The sequence below is a fragment of the Collimonas arenae genome (genome assembly GCF_000786695.1).
Lineage (GTDB): Bacteria > Pseudomonadota > Gammaproteobacteria > Burkholderiales > Burkholderiaceae_D > Collimonas > Collimonas arenae_A.
Window position 1 is genome coordinate 679,572 of record NZ_CP009962.1, and the last position, 15,192, is coordinate 694,763.

Genomic DNA, 15,192 nt, shown 5'->3' on the forward strand with positions numbered 1-15,192 from the left:
CGTGCAGCTATCCTCCGCACGGCTTTTTTGTCTTCCAGTCCGCCAGAGACGCGATAACCGCGTTGCATGCCGCTTGCCGTACTAGCATATTGTCTGTGCGTCATGCGCCTTGTTTTTACGCCTCTGGCGAACTGGAAGTGCGGGTTTTGCGATTATTCTATCGAACGTATCGTTGTATTGAATGGAGTACCAGATGGACATATTGACTAGCAAGGAAAACGGCATCCTGACGATTGAGTTCAACCGTCTTGAAAAAAAGAACGCGATTACCGCCGCCATGTACCAGACGATGGTCGATGCCTTGAAAGATGCAGAGACCGATAGCGCGGTGCGGGCGATCCTGTTTGCCGGCAAGCCGCAGATATTCAGCGCTGGCAACGATCTTGAAGATTTCATGAAGAACCGGCCTACCGGCATGGATAGTCCGGTGTTCCAGTTCCTGCATCAGATCAGCCACGCCAGCAAGCCGATGGTGGCGGCGGTAGCGGGTGCTGCGGTTGGTATCGGCACGACCTTGTTGATGCATTGCGACCTGGTTTACGCGGCCGACAATGCGCGCTTTTCGATGCCGTTCACGCAGCTGGGTTTGTGCCCGGAAGCTGCGTCGAGCCTGATCTTGCCGCAAATCGCCGGCTATCAGCGCGCTGCCGAAAAGCTGTTGCTGGGCGAAGCCTTCACGGCTGAAGAGGCTGCCGCCATGGGGCTGGTCAACAAAGTTTTGCCTGCAGAAGAGCTGTTGGCATTTGCGCAGGCGCAGGCAGCCAAGCTGGTGGCTTTGCCGGCAGCGTCGATCCGCATCACCAAGCGTCTGATGAAGGGCGATCAGACCGCTGTCGTGGAAGCGCGGATGATGCAGGAGATTGAGCATTTCAGCGCAATGTTGAAAGCGCCGGAAGCTGCGGAGGCATTCATGGCTTTCTTTGAAAAACGCCGGCCTGATTTCAGCAAGTTCTGCTGAGCCGCGCGCACCGATAGCGAGCATAAAAAACCCCGACTTCGAGTCGGGTTTTTTGTTTGCATTCGGAGGCTGCTGCAAATTACATTTTCTTTTGTACGTCTTGCGCCGCGTCTTGTACCTTCTCGCCGCCGGTCTGGACATCCTTGCCCATGCCAGCTACGGTATTGCATGCCGACAGCGCACCAAACACGCCAAACATTGCGACAACTACGAGCATTTTCTTCAGCATAGTCTTCTCCTACGTTGGTTGGTGAGGCAATAATCTTATCACTAGCCTTTCAATTGTCCATGTCTTAATCCGAAAACCGGATATTCCGTCATGGTCAGGCGTGGCCAAACAACGTATTTCCCTGCCAATAAACTCCGTCGCCGACGAGTCCGGATCAGTGAGCTTGCCATTGCAATAACAGGCCGCTGACGCCATCCCACAGGATTTGCACGCCGATGCACAGCAGGATGAACGACGTCATCCGCTGCATCACGGTGGTGCCGGTATCGCCCAGCAAGCGTATCAAGACGCCGGCAAAACGATTGCAGAGATATACAGTCAATGCCGCCAATGCCAGGCCGACTACTGCGGCAACCATGGACAGCGGCAGCGGTACATTCGGCACCCGTACGCCGGCGCCGAGAGTGATAGCGACCGAGATGGAACCAGGCCCCACCGTTAATGGAAAAGCCAGCGGATAGAATGCCTTCTTTGACGCGAGCTCTTGAGTCCAGAGCGATTCCGGCACCGATTCGGCCTTCGGCATTTCATCGGAATTCAGCATTTTCCAGGAGGTGGCGATCACCAGCAGGCCACCGGCAACTTTCACCACCGGCAGCGACAAGCCAAAGAAAGCCAGCACGTGGGTGCCGATAAACATGCCGCCGACCAGCAGCATGAAGGAATTGATGGCTACCCGGCGCGCCAGCGCATTGCGGGTGGCGTCGGATGCGGTGATGGTCAGGGAGTGGAAAATCGGCGCGCCGCCAGGCGGGTTCATGATGGGCAAAAGCGCCGCGAGCACAAAGAGCACCGTCTTCATGAAGCTGAGTAAGTGAAATTCCATGTGTGCCAATAACCGGTAATCGTGCATTGACTGCAAACGGCCAGGGAAATGGCAGCATTTGCAGTGAGAGCCCGATTCTAGACCGGCGGCATAACGGCGGCAAGTAAAGCTGGATCAAGAGGGCCAGCGAGCAGTTCTGCGTGCAAAGACAAGCTGCGGTTACCAGCCGAAACGCTCACATGCGCGGCGATAGACCAGGCCTGACAGGGCGATATCTTCGACGCCGACGCCAATCGCCTTGTAGATCACCAAATCCTCGGGGCGGCGCTGGTAGTTACTGCTGCCGTCGACAATCTGTCCCAGTTCCCACACCTGATCCCAATCGAAGGTGCCGGGCTGGCATAGCAACAGGTCGCCGGCTTCTTGCTGCGCCTGCGGTTTCCATTCCACCACCAGTGCATTGGCGCGAGCGATCGCGCGGTCGTCGAGTTCGCGCAGGTTGCCTTTGCTGGCGCCTACTGCGGCGACGAAGGCGCCCGGTTTCAGCAGGTCGCCGGAAAACAGCGGCGTGGCGGAACGCGTCACGGTCACTACTACGTCGCCGGACTGTGCTGCTTCTTCGATGCTCACGGCGCGCGCCGCCACACCGGTTTGCTGCGTGATTTTCTCGGCAAATTCCTGCTGGCCGCTGCGGCCGGCGACCAGGATTTCCTTGAATCGGCGCACAGACAGCAAAGCCGGCACGTGCGAATGCGCCTGGACCCCGGTGCCGATGACCGATAGCGTGGCGACGTCGCGGTTAGCCAGATGGTCGGCCGCAACCGCGGTGGCGGCAGCTGTGCGCAGGCCGGTCATAGTGTCGGATTCAATCGTCGCCAGCGGCCGGCCGTCTTCTGTGGAAAACAGCACGGTGACAAAGTGAAACTTGCCGTTGATGGTGGTGTAGATCTTGTAGCCGGCAATGCCAGCCGCTGGCAAAAGTGCACCCATGCTGGACATCATGATGGGACCATTGCTGCCTGCGGCGCTGGTACGCATACGCGCTTGCTGGGCGCCTTGTCCTATACCTTGGAAGGCCTGACGCATGGCGTCGATCGCATCGTTGGTGTTGATCAGTTCTGCGACTTGCTGGTTAGTAATGAGTTTCATGATTTTTCCTATCCGCTAAATGAAAAGGGACTGGCGTCGATGGCTGTGGTTTTGCCGGCGATCAGTTGCGTCAACAAGCTTGCGCTGCCATGCGCCAGGGTCCAGCCGAGGCTGCCGTGGCCGATATTGAGATACAGGTTCTTGACAGGCGAAGCGCCGATGATCGGCACACCGCTTGGCGTCGCCGGCCGAAATCCGGCCCATGGCGACAGGTTGTCGTTGTCGGCCAGACCGGCGCAGCCGGGAAACAGCTCGCTGACGCCGCGTTTCAACTCGTCGATTGCCGTAGCGGGTATGCTGCGGTCCATGCCCACGAGTTCCACCCGTCCGGCAACCCGTAACCGGTTGCCGAGGCGAGCGTAGACGATCTTCCTGGAAAGATCGGTAATCGATACTTGCGGCGCTGCGGCTTGGCTGGCCGCGTCGTTCAGAGGCACCGTGATGCTATAGCCTTTGAGGGGATAGAGTGGCAGGGTGAATCCAGCCTGGCGTGCAAAGCTCGCACTTTCTGCGCCCAGCGCGAGAACGAATGCCTCGGCATCGATCTTTTCATCACTGGCATCACTGGTATCGCTGGTATATATCGCCGTCAATGCGCCATCGCGCATTTCCAGTTTGTTGATGCGTTGCGAATGCGCGAAGCGGAAGCCGGGTTGCTGCAACATGGCCGTCACCAACTGTTGGCAAAACAGTGCGCAATCGCCGGCTTCTTCGCTGGCGGTATACACGCCGCCGGCCCAGTCGCGTTTGGCGCTGGCCAAGGCCGGTTCGATTTGCAGGCAGCGTGCGGCGTCGATGATTTCTTGCTGGCAGCCGTGCTGCGCCTGGAATTCAATCTGCCTGCGGGCTCCTTCCAGTCCTTTAGCGTCGGCGTACATCACCAGCTTGCCAGCGGTTCGGTGCTGGAAATCGAGCGGTATGGCGCTGCTTAGTTGCTGCAATTGCGCGCGGCTGTAGAACGACAACCGCAGGAGGTCTATGGTGGTTTGCCGGACCCGTTTGCCGTTGCAGGCAGCCAGAAATTTTAGTAACCAGCGCCATTGCGCCGTATCCATTTTCGGTCGCAAGGTCAGCGGCGATGCGGCGCTGAACAAGTACTCCGGCCAGTGCGTCCACACCGAGGGATCGGCCAGCGGCGCCACGTACGAATAGCTCAGCTGCGCACCATTGCCCAGGCTGGTCTGGCTGCCTGGCTGTGCGGCGGCGTCGACCAGAGTGACCTGGTGGCCGGCTTCCAGCAGACGATATGCGGAGGTCACGCCGATGATGCCGGCGCCTAGTACGCAGATGTGCATTGGTTTTGTCCTGTTGCGGAAATAGTCAATCGATGGGGTTCATTGCCGCTTCTGGTTTTGCACTGCAATAAACTCCAAATACTATACTTGCGACCATGTACGGTGTCTCATGCCAATTTGGCATCGTCGACCGGGTTCCATCTTTAAACTTAATAAAATATCAGCGAATATCAATGCATATCAGCTAGTTGAGCCTTGCATTGCGGTAGAATGCCGCCTGAAGTAAGCCAGACAGCCGCTGGCTGGCGCTGCAAGGCGCCGGCGGGAGGAAGGTCCGGACTCCATAGAGCAGGGTGACGGTTAACGGCCGTCCGCCGTGAGGCGAGGAATAGGGCCACAGAGACGAGCGTATTAAGTTACGGTGAAACGCGGTAACCTCCACCCGGAGCAATCTCAAATAGGCACGCGTTGATGTTGCTCGCGGAGCGTGCGGGTAGAGAGCTGGAGCGCTGGAGTAATCCAGCGCCTAGAGGAATGGTTGTCATAACGCGAGGGCGCAAGCCCGGACGTCGTAACAGAATCCGGCCTATCGGCTTACTTCATTTTCTTCCGGTTGATGCCGATGTTGCAGGCGCATCGCCATCACGCCTTTTGCATGATTTTTTTGAATCCGGCGAATCCAGTTTCGGAACAACTGCGTATATGACTGTGCAGGCTCCGAAAACTGACTCTCATTCTAAGGAATTATCATGCGCAAACTTACTTATGTTTTGGCTTTATCCGCAGCTATGATCGCCGCCAGCGCGGCCTATGCAGAGGACACCGTCATGGTGGGCGGACAAGGCATGTACCCTAGCAAGGACATTGTCGATAACGCCGTCAATTCAGCCGATCACACCACCTTGGTGGCCGCCGTAAAAGCCGCAGGACTGGTCGATACGCTCAAGAGCAAAGGTCCTTTTACCGTTTTTGCACCGACCAATGCCGCTTTCGCCAAACTGCCGGCGGGCACAGTGGAAACCTTGGTTAAACCTGAAAACAAGGCCACATTGACCAAGATCCTGACTTACCACGTTGTGCCGGGCCGTTACGGCTTTGCCAAGCTGGAAAGCGAAATCAAGAAGGGTGGTGGCAAGGCTGAACTGGCAACCGCCAGCGGCGGCAAGCTGACTTTCGAGCAGAACGGCCCACGTAATATCACCGTCATGGACGATGGTGGCCATGTCGCCAACATCACCACCTATGACGTCAATCAGTCGAACGGCGTGATCAACGTCATCGATACTGTGTTGCTGCCTAAATAAACAAGGGCAGGCAGGTCAATCGGATTCAAGCGTTTCAGTGGCAGCGAGTTAGGCGACGGCATTCTCCCCGTCGCCTTTTTTTCGTCCGCAGCGATTGGGTGACGTTTACGTTAACGTCAATTATTGTTATTCTGCTGGAAGACCGAAATTGCCATCAGCAGCAATCAACAACATCTATCCGCTTTGGAGACAGACCACCATGGACTTTGAATTATCAGAAGATCAACGCGCATTTCAACAGACCGCGCGTGATTTCGCCGCAGGAGAACTAACGCCGAATGCGGCCAAATGGGATGCCGAAGCGATTTTCCCGGTCGACGTCATCGCCAAGGCCGGTGAATTGGGTTTTTGCGGCTTGTACACGCCGGAAGAAGTGGGCGGCCTGGGCTTGTCGCGGCTGGACGCTACCATCGTATTCGAAGAGCTGGCGCGTGGCTGTACCTCGACGACAGCCTACCTGACGATTCACAACATGGTGAGCTGGATGATCGCTAACTGGGCGACGCCGGCGGTGAAAGAGAACTGGTGCGGGCAACTGGCAGCCGGCAAAAAGCTAGGCTCCTATTGCTTGACCGAACCGGGTTCCGGCTCCGACGCCGCTTCGCTGAAAACCAGCGCTGAGCTGGTCGACGGCCACTATGTCATCAACGGCTCCAAGGCATTCATTTCCGGCGCGGGCTCCACGGATGTGCTGGTGTTGATGGCGCGTACCGGCGCCGGTGGCGCACATGGCGTATCGGCGTTCGTGGTGCCGGCGAACACCCCTGGCATCAGCTACGGCCGCAAGGAAGAAAAAATGGGCTGGAACAGCCAGCCGACGCGCACCATCAGTTTCGACAATGTGCGGATTCCCGCCGACCATCTGCTGGGTGCGGAGGGCGAGGGCTTCCGCCTGGCGATGCGTGGCCTGGATGGCGGCCGTATCAACATCGCCACCTGCTCCGTCGGTACTGCACAAGCAGCGCTCGATGCAGCGCATGCGTACATGAGCGAGCGCCGTCAGTTCAACCGGCCGCTGTCCGATTTCCAGGCGCTGCAATTCAAGCTGGCCGACATGCAGACCGAGCTGGTCGCGGCGCGCCAGATGGTGCGCCTGGCCGCCTGCAAGCTGGATGCCAAAGATCCTAACGCCACTACGTATTGCGCAATGGCGAAACGCTTCGCCACCGACATCGGTTTCCAGATCTGCAACGAGGCGTTGCAGATCCATGGCGGCTACGGCTACATCCGCGAGTATCCGCTGGAACGCCATTTCCGCGACGTTCGCGTGCACCAGATTCTGGAAGGCACTAACGAAATCATGCGCGTGATTATTGCGCGACAATTGCTGGGTAACGCATCCAACGAGGACATCCGATGAACAGCGCTCTCACTGAAATGACTTACACCAATCTGCGACTGGAAATCATCGGCCACACGGCGGTGGTGACCATCGCCAATCCTCCGGCAAATACCTGGACCGGCGATGCGCTGCGCGATCTGACGCGTCTGGTGCAGGCGCTCAACGCAGACAAGAATATCTACAGTCTGGTGCTGACAGGCGAAGGCGAAAAGTTCTTTTGCGCTGGCGCTGACTTGAAAGTGTTTGCCGATGGCGACAAGGTCATGGCGCGCAAGATGGCGCGCCGCTTTGGCGAAGCATTTGAAACCTTGTCCGCGTTTCGCGGCGTTTCTATTGCAGCCATTAACGGCTACGCTATGGGGGGCGGCCTTGAGTGCGCGCTTGCCTGCGATCTGCGCATCGCGGAAGAGCATGCGCAGATGGCCTTGCCGGAAGCGGCAGTCGGCTTACTGCCTTGTGCTGGCGGCACCCAGAACCTGCCATGGCTGGTGGGTGAAGGCTGGGCCAAGCGCATGATTTTATGCGGTGAACGGGTCAATGCCGAAACGGCATTACGCATCGGCCTGGTCGAGGAGCTGGTGAAAAAGGGCGAGGCGAAACAGCGTGCCCTGGTGCTCGCCGAGCAGGTCGCCCGGCAAAGTCCTTCCAGTATCAACGCTTGCAAGAAACTGATCCAGGGAGCGCGCTCCAATCCATTGGCCAGCTTGCTGCCGGTGGAGCGCGAACTGTTCCTCGACCTGTTCGATACGCAAGATCAAAAGGAAGGCGTGAATGCCTTCCTGCAAAAACGCCCGCCTGTCTGGAGTAATGAATAATGGAAGATGTAGTAAAAGCCGCCGCGCCTGCTTTGTTTGAAGAGTTGATTGCGGAGAACGGCAAACGCATCGGCGTCGCCACTCTGAACGTCGAAAAAACGCTGAATGCGATTTCGTTGGAGATGGTCGACTTGCTTGATGTCCAGTTGCGTGCATGGGCAAACGATGCGGGCATCGCGATGGTGGTGCTGCAGGCGGCCGGAGAGAAGGCGTTTTGCGCCGGCGGCGATTTGCAAGATTTGTACCGTACCATGCTGGACCAGCACGCATCCGGCCAGCGCGAAGACATTACGAGCAATACCTACGCTTGCGATTTCTTCGAACGCGAATACCGTCTCGACTATCTGATCCATACCTATCCCAAACCGATGCTGGCATGGGCGCATGGCATTGTGATGGGCGGCGGTGTTGGCTTGATGGCCGGCGCCAGCCATCGCGTCGTGACGGAAAAGTCGCGGCTCGCCATGCCTGAAATTACGATCGGCTTGTATCCGGATGTCGGTGGTACATGGTTCCTGAACCGTATGCCGGGACAGTTGGGTTTATTCCTGGCGCTGACCGGCGCTTCCATCGGCGCCGCCGACGCCATCTTTGCTCGCCTGGCCGACTACCAGATCGATCATGCGCAAAAGCAAGCGCTGCTGGAGACCTTGCTGGTCCAGCCATGGGACGGCCGTCAGGACGATGTCTTGCTGACCCGTGTTTTGCTCGATGCAGAACACAAAGCAGCGACAACGTTCGCTGCTGCAGCAATGCCATTGCGCCAGCATTTTGAATTGATACATCAGCTTTGCAGCGCGCCTACCCTGGGCGAGGTCGTGCAAAATATCGTTGACCTGAAAACGGACGATGCATGGCTGCAAAAAGGTATCGTCACCCTGGTTGCCGGCAGTCCTGCTTCGACCTGGTTGTCGCATGATCTGCAAAAGCGCGCGCTGCACATGTCGCTGGCGGAAGTGTTCCGGCTGGAGTACGTGGTGTCGTTGCATTGCGCAGCTCGCGCCGATTTCGCCGAAGGGATACGTGCATTGATCATCGATAAGGATAGGCAGCCGAAATGGCAACCTGCGACATTGGCCGAAGTCGCCAGCGACTGGGGTAACGGATTCTTTGATAATCCATGGCCAGAGAAAAATCACCCGCTGGCGGATTTGAGTTAAGGTTGATTACTTGATTGATGTCGACATGGCGGACGATGTCGATGGAGGCGAATAACCCAGCCTTATCCTGTTTTATTTTTCGACCGGGAGCGAAGATGCAACGACGCAGCATCCTGTGGACCATGTTCTCATCAATCGGTGCGGCGTCGGTCCTCGCCGCAACCACATCGCGCGCAAATGCCGCCAATGTGGATAAAGCCAAAGTGGCCTATCACCTGAGCGAGCTTGATAAGGTCGGCTTTGTACTTGGCAATATCGAGAATCACTACGATGGCATGGGCGGTCCGGACAAAGTGAAAATTGTGCTGGTGATACATGGCTCGGGATTGAAGGCATTCCATGCCGCGCAGGCCGGCAAGGATTTCAGCGCGCATGTCAGCCAACTGGCAAAAATGGGGCTGGAAATGAGCGCCTGCATCAACACCATGAAAGCGCAGAACGTTGCGTTAAAAGACTTGCTGCCTAATTTCAGCGTAGCCGATAAGGGCGCAGTGGTGTTGCTAGCCGATCTGCAATCGCAGGGTTATGCCTATCTGCGGCCTTGATGAGTCGGCCGGTGCGAAATAAATCGACTCTGGCCCCAATTATTTTCTTGAGATGTCATGAAGTGCTGCTACATGAAAGGAAATGTTGTCAATTTACCTCATGAATCCTGCTTTTTCCCTGAGAGATATACCAGTGTACGCATATAACGACTATCTGGAATTCGTTATTGAGGGTAGGGTGGATAGCCAGCTTTTGCCTGGCTGAATGGCTTGAAATCGGGGTTTCGACGGGATTTGTGGGGCAGTGGCGGGAGATTTGATTCTCCTTGATAACAAGTTCGATTAGACCTTATACTTCAAAGGTTTTAGCTTGTGCGTACAGGCAACATGCTTGATGTCGATGGTGCATCATGATTAAGCGAGAATGGGACTTGAGGCGTAATTGCGCTATCGCGCCGCGCCAGCTTGGTTTTTTCTATGTGATCCTCTGTGCTACTTCGATGGTCGTGGCGTTTGGCTTTGCCTTGCGCGGGGCTTGGTTTGTTTTACTGTTCGCGGTGCTGGAAATGTCGGCGGTCGCAGCCGCATTTCTGATCTATGCACGACATGCCACGGATCGTGAGCACATCGCGATGCTGGATGATTATCTGCTTGTAGAACTGATACAGGCACAGGAAGTTCTGCAATTTAAACTGGATTTGCGTTCCATCCGGATTGCAGTGCAGGAGACAAAGAAGGGCCTCATCGGCCTGGAAGCACTGGGGACCCAAGTGGAAGTCGGTCGGTTTTTGACGGAATGGAAGCGGCGTGAGTTTGTGCGAGAGTTAAGGCAGGAGATACAGCGCAGGTCATTGCCTGGTGGTTGATAAAATTATAATTTTGGGCTTTTGAGGAAATCATGGAATATGCGAAGCGCCTTACATCGTTGACGCTCGGTGCGTCGCTCCTGTCGGCAGCAATGCCTTCATGGGCGGTGGTCGATAGCCCGGGTGGTCCTAAAGTACTAGGGATGAACTTTCAACCGCCAGTAACCGAGATTGCGCAACAAATTTACGATCTGCATAATTTAATGCTGATCATTTGTCTGGTTATTTTCCTTGCCGTGTTCGGGGTGATGTTTTATTCCATCCTCAAGCACCGCAAATCACTGGGCCACAAATCGGCCAGTTTCCACGAAAGCACCGGCGTTGAAATTGCCTGGACCGTGATTCCTTTCCTGATCGTTATCGGTATGGCGCTCCCGGCGACCAAGACCGTGGTGGCGATGAAGGACACTTCCAATGCCGACATCACCATCAAGGTCACCGGCATGCAATGGAAATGGGGCTATGACTACCTGAACGGCGATGGCGCCGGCATTTCCTTCCTCTCTAATCTGGCGACACCGCATGAACAGATTGTCGATTCCACCAAGGTCAAGGACGACAACTACCTGATCGAAGTCGATAATCCGATGGTGGTTCCGGTCAATAAAAAGATCCGCATCATCACCACCGCGAATGACGTCATCCATTCATGGACGATTCAGGCGTTCGGCGTCAAGCAGGATGCGATTCCCGGTTTTGTTCGCGATACCTGGTTCAAGGCAGAGAAAGTCGGCGTCTATCGCGGCCAATGCGTTGAACTGTGCGGCAAGGACCACGCCTTCATGCCAATTGTGGTCAACGTCCTGAGCGACGCCGACTACAAGACCTGGGTCGACGGCAAGAAAAAGGAAATGGCTGCGCAGGCAGACGATCCGAACAAGACATGGACCATCGACGAACTGAAACAGCGCGGCGAAAAAGTCTACACCGCGAATTGCGCGGCCTGCCACCAGGCAACCGGCAAGGGTGTCCCTGGCGCCTTCCCGCCACTCGATGGCGATCCGGTCGTGAACGGCCCGCGTGCGGCGCAAATCAATGTGGTGCTGAACGGCAAGATCGACGGCGCGCTGCAGATGCCGGCCTGGAAAGCCGTGTTGTCGGATACCGAAATTGCTGCGGTGATTACCTACACCCGCAACAACTGGTCCAACAAGGCGCAAGAAAATATTGTCCAACCAGCAGAAGTGCTGGCTGCGCGTAAATAAAATCAGGAGATTGAGATGAGCAGCACTACCGCAGTCGATCACGCACACGATCATTCTCACGACGACCACGCGCATGAGCATCCGCACGGCTGGCGTCGCTGGTTGTTCGCCACCAACCACAAGGATATCGGTACCCTGTACCTGTGGTTCTCGTTCACCATGTTGATGTCAGGCGGCGTGCTTGCGCTACTGATTCGCACTGAACTGTTCCAGCCTGGCCTGCAATTTTTCAAGCCGGAGTTTTTTAACCAGCTGACCACGATGCACGGCCTGATCATGGTGTTCGGTGCGATCATGCCGGCTTTCGTCGGTTTCGCCAACTGGATGATTCCGCTGCAAATCGGCGCTTCCGATATGGCGTTTGCGCGGATGAACAACTTCTCGTTCTGGCTGATGCCGCCGGCAGCGCTGTTGCTGCTGACGTCGTTCTTGGTGCCTGGCGGCGCCACCGCCGCCGGCTGGACTTTGTACGCACCGCTGTCGACCCAGATGGGCCCTGGCATGGACATGGCGATTTTCGCGATCCATATCATGGGTGCTTCGTCGATCATGGGTTCGATCAACATCATCACCACCATCCTCAACATGCGCGCTCCTGGCATGACGCTGATGAAGATGCCGATGTTCTGCTGGACCTGGCTGATTACCGCCTACTTGCTGATCGCCGTGATGCCTGTGCTGGCTGGCGCGATCACCATGACGCTGACCGACCGTCACTTCGGCACTTCCTTTTTTAACGCTGCCGGCGGCGGCGATCCGGTGATGTACCAGCACATTTTCTGGTTCTTCGGCCACCCCGAGGTGTACATCATGATTCTGCCGGCCTTCGGCATTGTCTCGCAGATCATTCCAGCCTTCGCCCGCAAGCAGCTGTTCGGCTATGCATCGATGGTCTACGCTACCGCCTCGATCGCGATCCTGTCGTTCATCGTCTGGGCGCACCACATGTTCACCACCGGCATGCCAGTGACTGCGCAACTGTTCTTCATGTACGCAACGATGCTGATCGCGGTGCCTACCGGCGTCAAGATTTTCAACTGGATTGCTACCATGTGGCGCGGTTCGATGACTTTTGAAACGCCAATGCTGTTCGCAATCGGCTTCATCTTCGTGTTCACCATGGGTGGTTTCACTGGCTTGATCCTGGCGGTGACGCCGATCGACATCCAGATGCAAGATACCTATTATGTGGTGGCGCATTTCCACTACGTGCTGGTGGCAGGTTCCCTGTTCGCATTGTTTGCCGGTTACTACTACTGGGGTCCGAAGTGGACCGGTTTCATGTACAACGAAACCCGCGGCAAGATCCATTTCTGGAATTCCCTGATCTGGTTCAATGTCACTTTCTTCCCGATGCACTTCCTCGGCCTGGCCGGCATGCCACGCCGCTATGCCGACTACCCGGCGCAGTTCACCGACTTCAACATGCTGGCTTCAATCGGTGCTTTCGGTTTCGGCCTGACACAGGTCTACTTCCTGTTCTTCGTGATCATTCCATCGATCAAGGGTGGCAAGAAGGCAGCCGACAAGCCGTGGGACGGTGCTGAAGGCCTGGAGTGGACAGTGCCGAGCCCAGCTCCTTTCCATACATTCGAAACGCCGCCGGTCTTTAAATAATAGAAGCTGGCGGGAATGAGAATTCCCGCCACCTCTGCATGGGTGTTGAATATGAATCAGCAGAAAAAACCGAATAACCTGCGTACCGGCTTGTTGGTTGGCTTGCTTGCCTTGAGTTTCTTCATTGCGATCTTCGTCAAGATGTTGTGGTTCAAATAGATGACTAATCCTGCGGATAACGATAGCGGAGCGAAGGCCGAGTCAAGGAAACTGAACTGGCAGATGCTTGGCAAGCTGATGGTGATTGCCGTCATGATGTTCGGTTTCGGCTATGGTCTGGTGCCGGTGTACAAGAAGATCTGTGACATTACCGGCGTCAATTACCTTACGCCGAAAGATGGCACGGTAGTCGCCCCCGCCAATACCCAGGTCGACAAGAGCCGCACCATTACCATTGAGTTCGATGGCAATTCGCAGGGACCATGGCGTTTCCGGCCGACTGTCAGCAGTTTGCAAGTGCATCCAGGCGAAATGACCACGGTGATGTACGAGGTAGTGAATAAGCAGGCACGCAAGATGGATGCCCAGGCGATTCCGAGCTACGCGCCGCAGCAGGCGGCGGAGTTCTTCAAGAAAGTCGAATGTTTCTGTTTCACCCAGCAGACGCTGGGTCCGAACCAGGCCAAGGAAATGCCGGTGGTGTTTTACATAGATCCTGCTATACCTAAAGACGTAAAGGTGATCACGCTGTCGTATACGTTCTTTGAGATTGCAGGCCAGCCGGACAAGCCGACAAGTTAAGCTGCAACGTCAGGCCTAAGCAGGGGGATGTCATATGTCGGATCTGGAAGAAGCAAGTCGTCGTAAAGCCTCATTTGGCGCCGCCATGAAGGCGATATTCTGGTCGTTTTTCGGGATTCGCAAGAGAAAAGATTATGAAAGCGATGCAGCCGGGCTGAATCCGGTGCATGTCGTGATTGCCGGCATACTTGGCGCCTTGATTTTTATCGGGATACTGATCACTATCGTGAAGCTGGTTGTCGCCAAATAAAACAAAATAAGTGCAGCACAATATTTTGATCGGTTGAGGACAGAGTAATTCGGCGCACGGCGGAGCCTTATAAATCCAACGCTGGCAGCCTCTGTCCCGCAAATTGTTGAAATAACTATTTAAATTTGTATCGGAGATGGCAATGAGTTCTCAACAAGGCAGTGCACCCTACTATTTTGTCCCAGGTCCGTCCAGATGGCCGGTGCTGGGTGGCTTGGCACTGCTGGCAACGATGGCTGGCGCGGCGGCGTGGGTCAATAGCGTACTATGGGGGCCGGAGCTATGCGTGATCGGCATCCTGTCGTTCCTGACCGTGCTCTATAAATGGTTCGGCGATTCCATCCGTGAATCCGAAGGCGGCCTGTACAGCGCTCGCATCGATACATCGTACCGCTGGAGCATGAGCTGGTTCATTTTCTCCGAAGTGATGTTTTTCGGCGCGTTTTTCGGCGCCTTGTTCTATGCCCGCAGTATCTCGATGCCGTGGCTGGGCGATCTGGACAACAAAGTACTGTGGCCTGATTTCGCCGCCCATTGGGGTAACGCAGGGCCAGCTGGAACGATAGAACCGTTCAGCACCATGGGACCGTTCCCGATCCCGACCATCAATACATTCCTGTTGCTGACATCCGGCGTGACGCTGACGATTTCCCATCACGCATTGCGCGCTGGTCATCGCATGAAGACCGCTGCCTGGTTGTTTGCCACCATCCTGCTGGGTGCGACCTTCATGGGTTTCCAGGCCGCAGAGTACATGGAAGCCTATACCGATTTCAACCTGAAGCTGACTTCCGGCATCTACGGCTCGACTTTCTTCCTGCTGACCGGTTTCCATGGTTTCCACGTCACCATCGGTGCGATCATGCTATCGGTGGTGCTGTATCGCGTGCTCAAGGGGCATTTCACCCCGGATCATCATTTCGCCTTTGAAGGCGCCGCCTGGTACTGGCACTTTGTCGACGTTGTCTGGCTCGGTCTGTATGTGGTGGTGTACTGGCTGTAAAGCCGGTTGCGGCGAATCCCAGCGTTTGATCTGCCGGGTTAGCTTACGCGGTAGTGCATAAAAAAAG

Annotated in this window: 16 protein-coding genes and 1 other RNA gene; 13 read left to right on the forward strand and 4 right to left on the reverse strand. The window is 56.0% G+C overall.

Features of this window, described 5'->3' with window-relative positions; genetic code table 11:
- The first annotated feature begins 193 nt into the window (after positions 1–193).
- Complete coding sequence (locus tag LT85_RS02965; RefSeq protein ID WP_038485058.1) at positions 194–958, forward strand: enoyl-CoA hydratase; 765 nt, start codon at positions 194–196, stop codon at positions 956–958.
- A gap of 79 nt (positions 959–1,037) precedes the next feature.
- Here LT85_RS02965 and LT85_RS02970 read toward each other — a convergent pair whose 3' ends face one another.
- The 4 genes from LT85_RS02970 to LT85_RS02985 all read right to left on the reverse strand — a co-directional run bounded on the left by LT85_RS02970 (position 1,038) and on the right by LT85_RS02985 (position 4,397).
- A complete protein-coding gene (locus LT85_RS02970) occupies positions 1,038–1,187 on the reverse strand; it encodes an entericidin A/B family lipoprotein (protein ID WP_081991975.1) in 150 nt (49 codons plus the stop codon).
- A gap of 154 nt (positions 1,188–1,341) precedes the next feature.
- The gene (locus LT85_RS02975) at positions 1,342–2,013 is read right to left on the reverse strand and encodes a MarC family protein (RefSeq protein WP_038485062.1); all 672 of its coding nucleotides are present in this window, start codon (positions 2,011–2,013) and stop codon (positions 1,342–1,344) included.
- A 159-nt stretch (positions 2,014–2,172) separates the two neighbouring features.
- Entirely contained in the window at positions 2,173–3,102 is a 930-nt protein-coding gene (locus LT85_RS02980; protein ID WP_038485065.1) for an ornithine cyclodeaminase family protein, read from the reverse strand.
- Positions 3,103–3,110: 8 nt separating this feature from the next.
- A complete protein-coding gene (locus LT85_RS02985; RefSeq protein ID WP_038485068.1) occupies positions 3,111–4,397 on the reverse strand; it encodes a D-amino acid dehydrogenase in 1,287 nt (428 codons plus the stop codon).
- A 219-nt stretch (positions 4,398–4,616) separates the two neighbouring features.
- Here LT85_RS02985 and rnpB point away from each other — a divergent pair.
- The 12 genes from rnpB to LT85_RS03040 all read left to right on the forward strand — a co-directional run bounded on the left by rnpB (position 4,617) and on the right by LT85_RS03040 (position 15,125).
- An RNA gene (gene rnpB, locus LT85_RS25705) (RNase P RNA component class A) lies at positions 4,617–4,942 on the forward strand.
- A gap of 144 nt (positions 4,943–5,086) precedes the next feature.
- Positions 5,087–5,641 (forward strand): fasciclin domain-containing protein, encoded by a 555-nt coding sequence (locus LT85_RS02990; protein WP_038485071.1) that lies wholly within the window; start codon positions 5,087–5,089, stop codon positions 5,639–5,641.
- 199 nt (positions 5,642–5,840) lie between these two features.
- Positions 5,841–7,001, forward strand: coding sequence for an acyl-CoA dehydrogenase family protein (locus LT85_RS02995; RefSeq protein ID WP_038485074.1), 1,161 nt, complete (start codon positions 5,841–5,843; stop codon positions 6,999–7,001).
- Positions 6,998–7,798, forward strand: a complete 801-nt coding sequence (locus tag LT85_RS03000) for an enoyl-CoA hydratase (RefSeq protein ID WP_437177281.1) — start codon at positions 6,998–7,000, stop codon at positions 7,796–7,798. The genes LT85_RS02995 and LT85_RS03000 overlap by 4 nt, the downstream gene beginning before the upstream one ends.
- Positions 7,798–8,958, forward strand: coding sequence for an enoyl-CoA hydratase/isomerase family protein (locus LT85_RS03005; protein ID WP_038485077.1), 1,161 nt, complete (start codon positions 7,798–7,800; stop codon positions 8,956–8,958). Before LT85_RS03000 ends, LT85_RS03005 begins: the two co-directional genes overlap by 1 nt.
- A gap of 95 nt (positions 8,959–9,053) precedes the next feature.
- A complete protein-coding gene (locus LT85_RS03010) occupies positions 9,054–9,503 on the forward strand; it encodes a DsrE family protein (RefSeq protein ID WP_038485080.1) in 450 nt (149 codons plus the stop codon).
- A 350-nt stretch (positions 9,504–9,853) separates the two neighbouring features.
- Positions 9,854–10,309 carry a DUF2244 domain-containing protein gene (locus LT85_RS03015; protein WP_038485082.1) on the forward strand — a complete coding sequence of 152 codons (456 nt, stop codon included), beginning with the start codon at positions 9,854–9,856 and terminating at the stop codon, positions 10,307–10,309.
- A 32-nt stretch (positions 10,310–10,341) separates the two neighbouring features.
- Positions 10,342–11,514, forward strand: a complete 1,173-nt coding sequence (gene coxB, locus LT85_RS03020; protein WP_038485086.1) for a cytochrome c oxidase subunit II — start codon at positions 10,342–10,344, stop codon at positions 11,512–11,514.
- A 15-nt stretch (positions 11,515–11,529) separates the two neighbouring features.
- Entirely contained in the window at positions 11,530–13,131 is a 1,602-nt protein-coding gene (gene ctaD, locus LT85_RS03025; RefSeq protein WP_038485089.1) for a cytochrome c oxidase subunit I, read from the forward strand.
- A gap of 159 nt (positions 13,132–13,290) precedes the next feature.
- A complete protein-coding gene (locus tag LT85_RS03030) occupies positions 13,291–13,872 on the forward strand; it encodes a cytochrome c oxidase assembly protein (RefSeq protein ID WP_038485092.1) in 582 nt (193 codons plus the stop codon).
- 34 nt (positions 13,873–13,906) lie between these two features.
- Positions 13,907–14,122 carry a DUF2970 domain-containing protein gene (locus LT85_RS03035; RefSeq protein WP_038485095.1) on the forward strand — a complete coding sequence of 72 codons (216 nt, stop codon included), beginning with the start codon at positions 13,907–13,909 and terminating at the stop codon, positions 14,120–14,122.
- Positions 14,123–14,258: 136 nt separating this feature from the next.
- Positions 14,259–15,125: a cytochrome c oxidase subunit 3 gene (locus tag LT85_RS03040; RefSeq protein ID WP_156117416.1), complete on the forward strand. Its 867-nt coding sequence runs from the start codon at positions 14,259–14,261 to the stop codon at positions 15,123–15,125.
- Positions 15,126–15,192 lie beyond the last annotated feature (67 nt).

Bases quoted from the DNA above. Each gene is read 5' to 3' on its own strand.
- LT85_RS02965 (WP_038485058.1), top strand. From the start codon at position 194: ATGGACATATTGACTAGCAAGGAAAACGGCATCCTGACGATTGAGTTC.
- LT85_RS02970 (WP_081991975.1), bottom strand. From the start codon at position 1,187: ATGCTGAAGAAAATGCTCGTAGTTGTCGCAATGTTTGGCGTGTTTGGT.
- LT85_RS02975 (WP_038485062.1), bottom strand. From the start codon at position 2,013: ATGGAATTTCACTTACTCAGCTTCATGAAGACGGTGCTCTTTGTGCTC.
- LT85_RS02980 (WP_038485065.1), bottom strand. From the start codon at position 3,102: ATGAAACTCATTACTAACCAGCAAGTCGCAGAACTGATCAACACCAAC.
- LT85_RS02985 (WP_038485068.1), bottom strand. From the start codon at position 4,397: ATGCACATCTGCGTACTAGGCGCCGGCATCATCGGCGTGACCTCCGCA.
- LT85_RS02990 (WP_038485071.1), top strand. From the start codon at position 5,087: ATGCGCAAACTTACTTATGTTTTGGCTTTATCCGCAGCTATGATCGCC.
- LT85_RS02995 (WP_038485074.1), top strand. From the start codon at position 5,841: ATGGACTTTGAATTATCAGAAGATCAACGCGCATTTCAACAGACCGCG.
- LT85_RS03000 (WP_437177281.1), top strand. From the start codon at position 6,998: ATGAACAGCGCTCTCACTGAAATGACTTACACCAATCTGCGACTGGAA.
- LT85_RS03005 (WP_038485077.1), top strand. From the start codon at position 7,798: ATGGAAGATGTAGTAAAAGCCGCCGCGCCTGCTTTGTTTGAAGAGTTG.
- LT85_RS03010 (WP_038485080.1), top strand. From the start codon at position 9,054: ATGCAACGACGCAGCATCCTGTGGACCATGTTCTCATCAATCGGTGCG.
- LT85_RS03015 (WP_038485082.1), top strand. From the start codon at position 9,854: ATGATTAAGCGAGAATGGGACTTGAGGCGTAATTGCGCTATCGCGCCG.
- coxB (WP_038485086.1), top strand. From the start codon at position 10,342: ATGGAATATGCGAAGCGCCTTACATCGTTGACGCTCGGTGCGTCGCTC.
- ctaD (WP_038485089.1), top strand. From the start codon at position 11,530: ATGAGCAGCACTACCGCAGTCGATCACGCACACGATCATTCTCACGAC.
- LT85_RS03030 (WP_038485092.1), top strand. From the start codon at position 13,291: ATGACTAATCCTGCGGATAACGATAGCGGAGCGAAGGCCGAGTCAAGG.
- LT85_RS03035 (WP_038485095.1), top strand. From the start codon at position 13,907: ATGTCGGATCTGGAAGAAGCAAGTCGTCGTAAAGCCTCATTTGGCGCC.
- LT85_RS03040 (WP_156117416.1), top strand. From the start codon at position 14,259: ATGGCAATGAGTTCTCAACAAGGCAGTGCACCCTACTATTTTGTCCCA.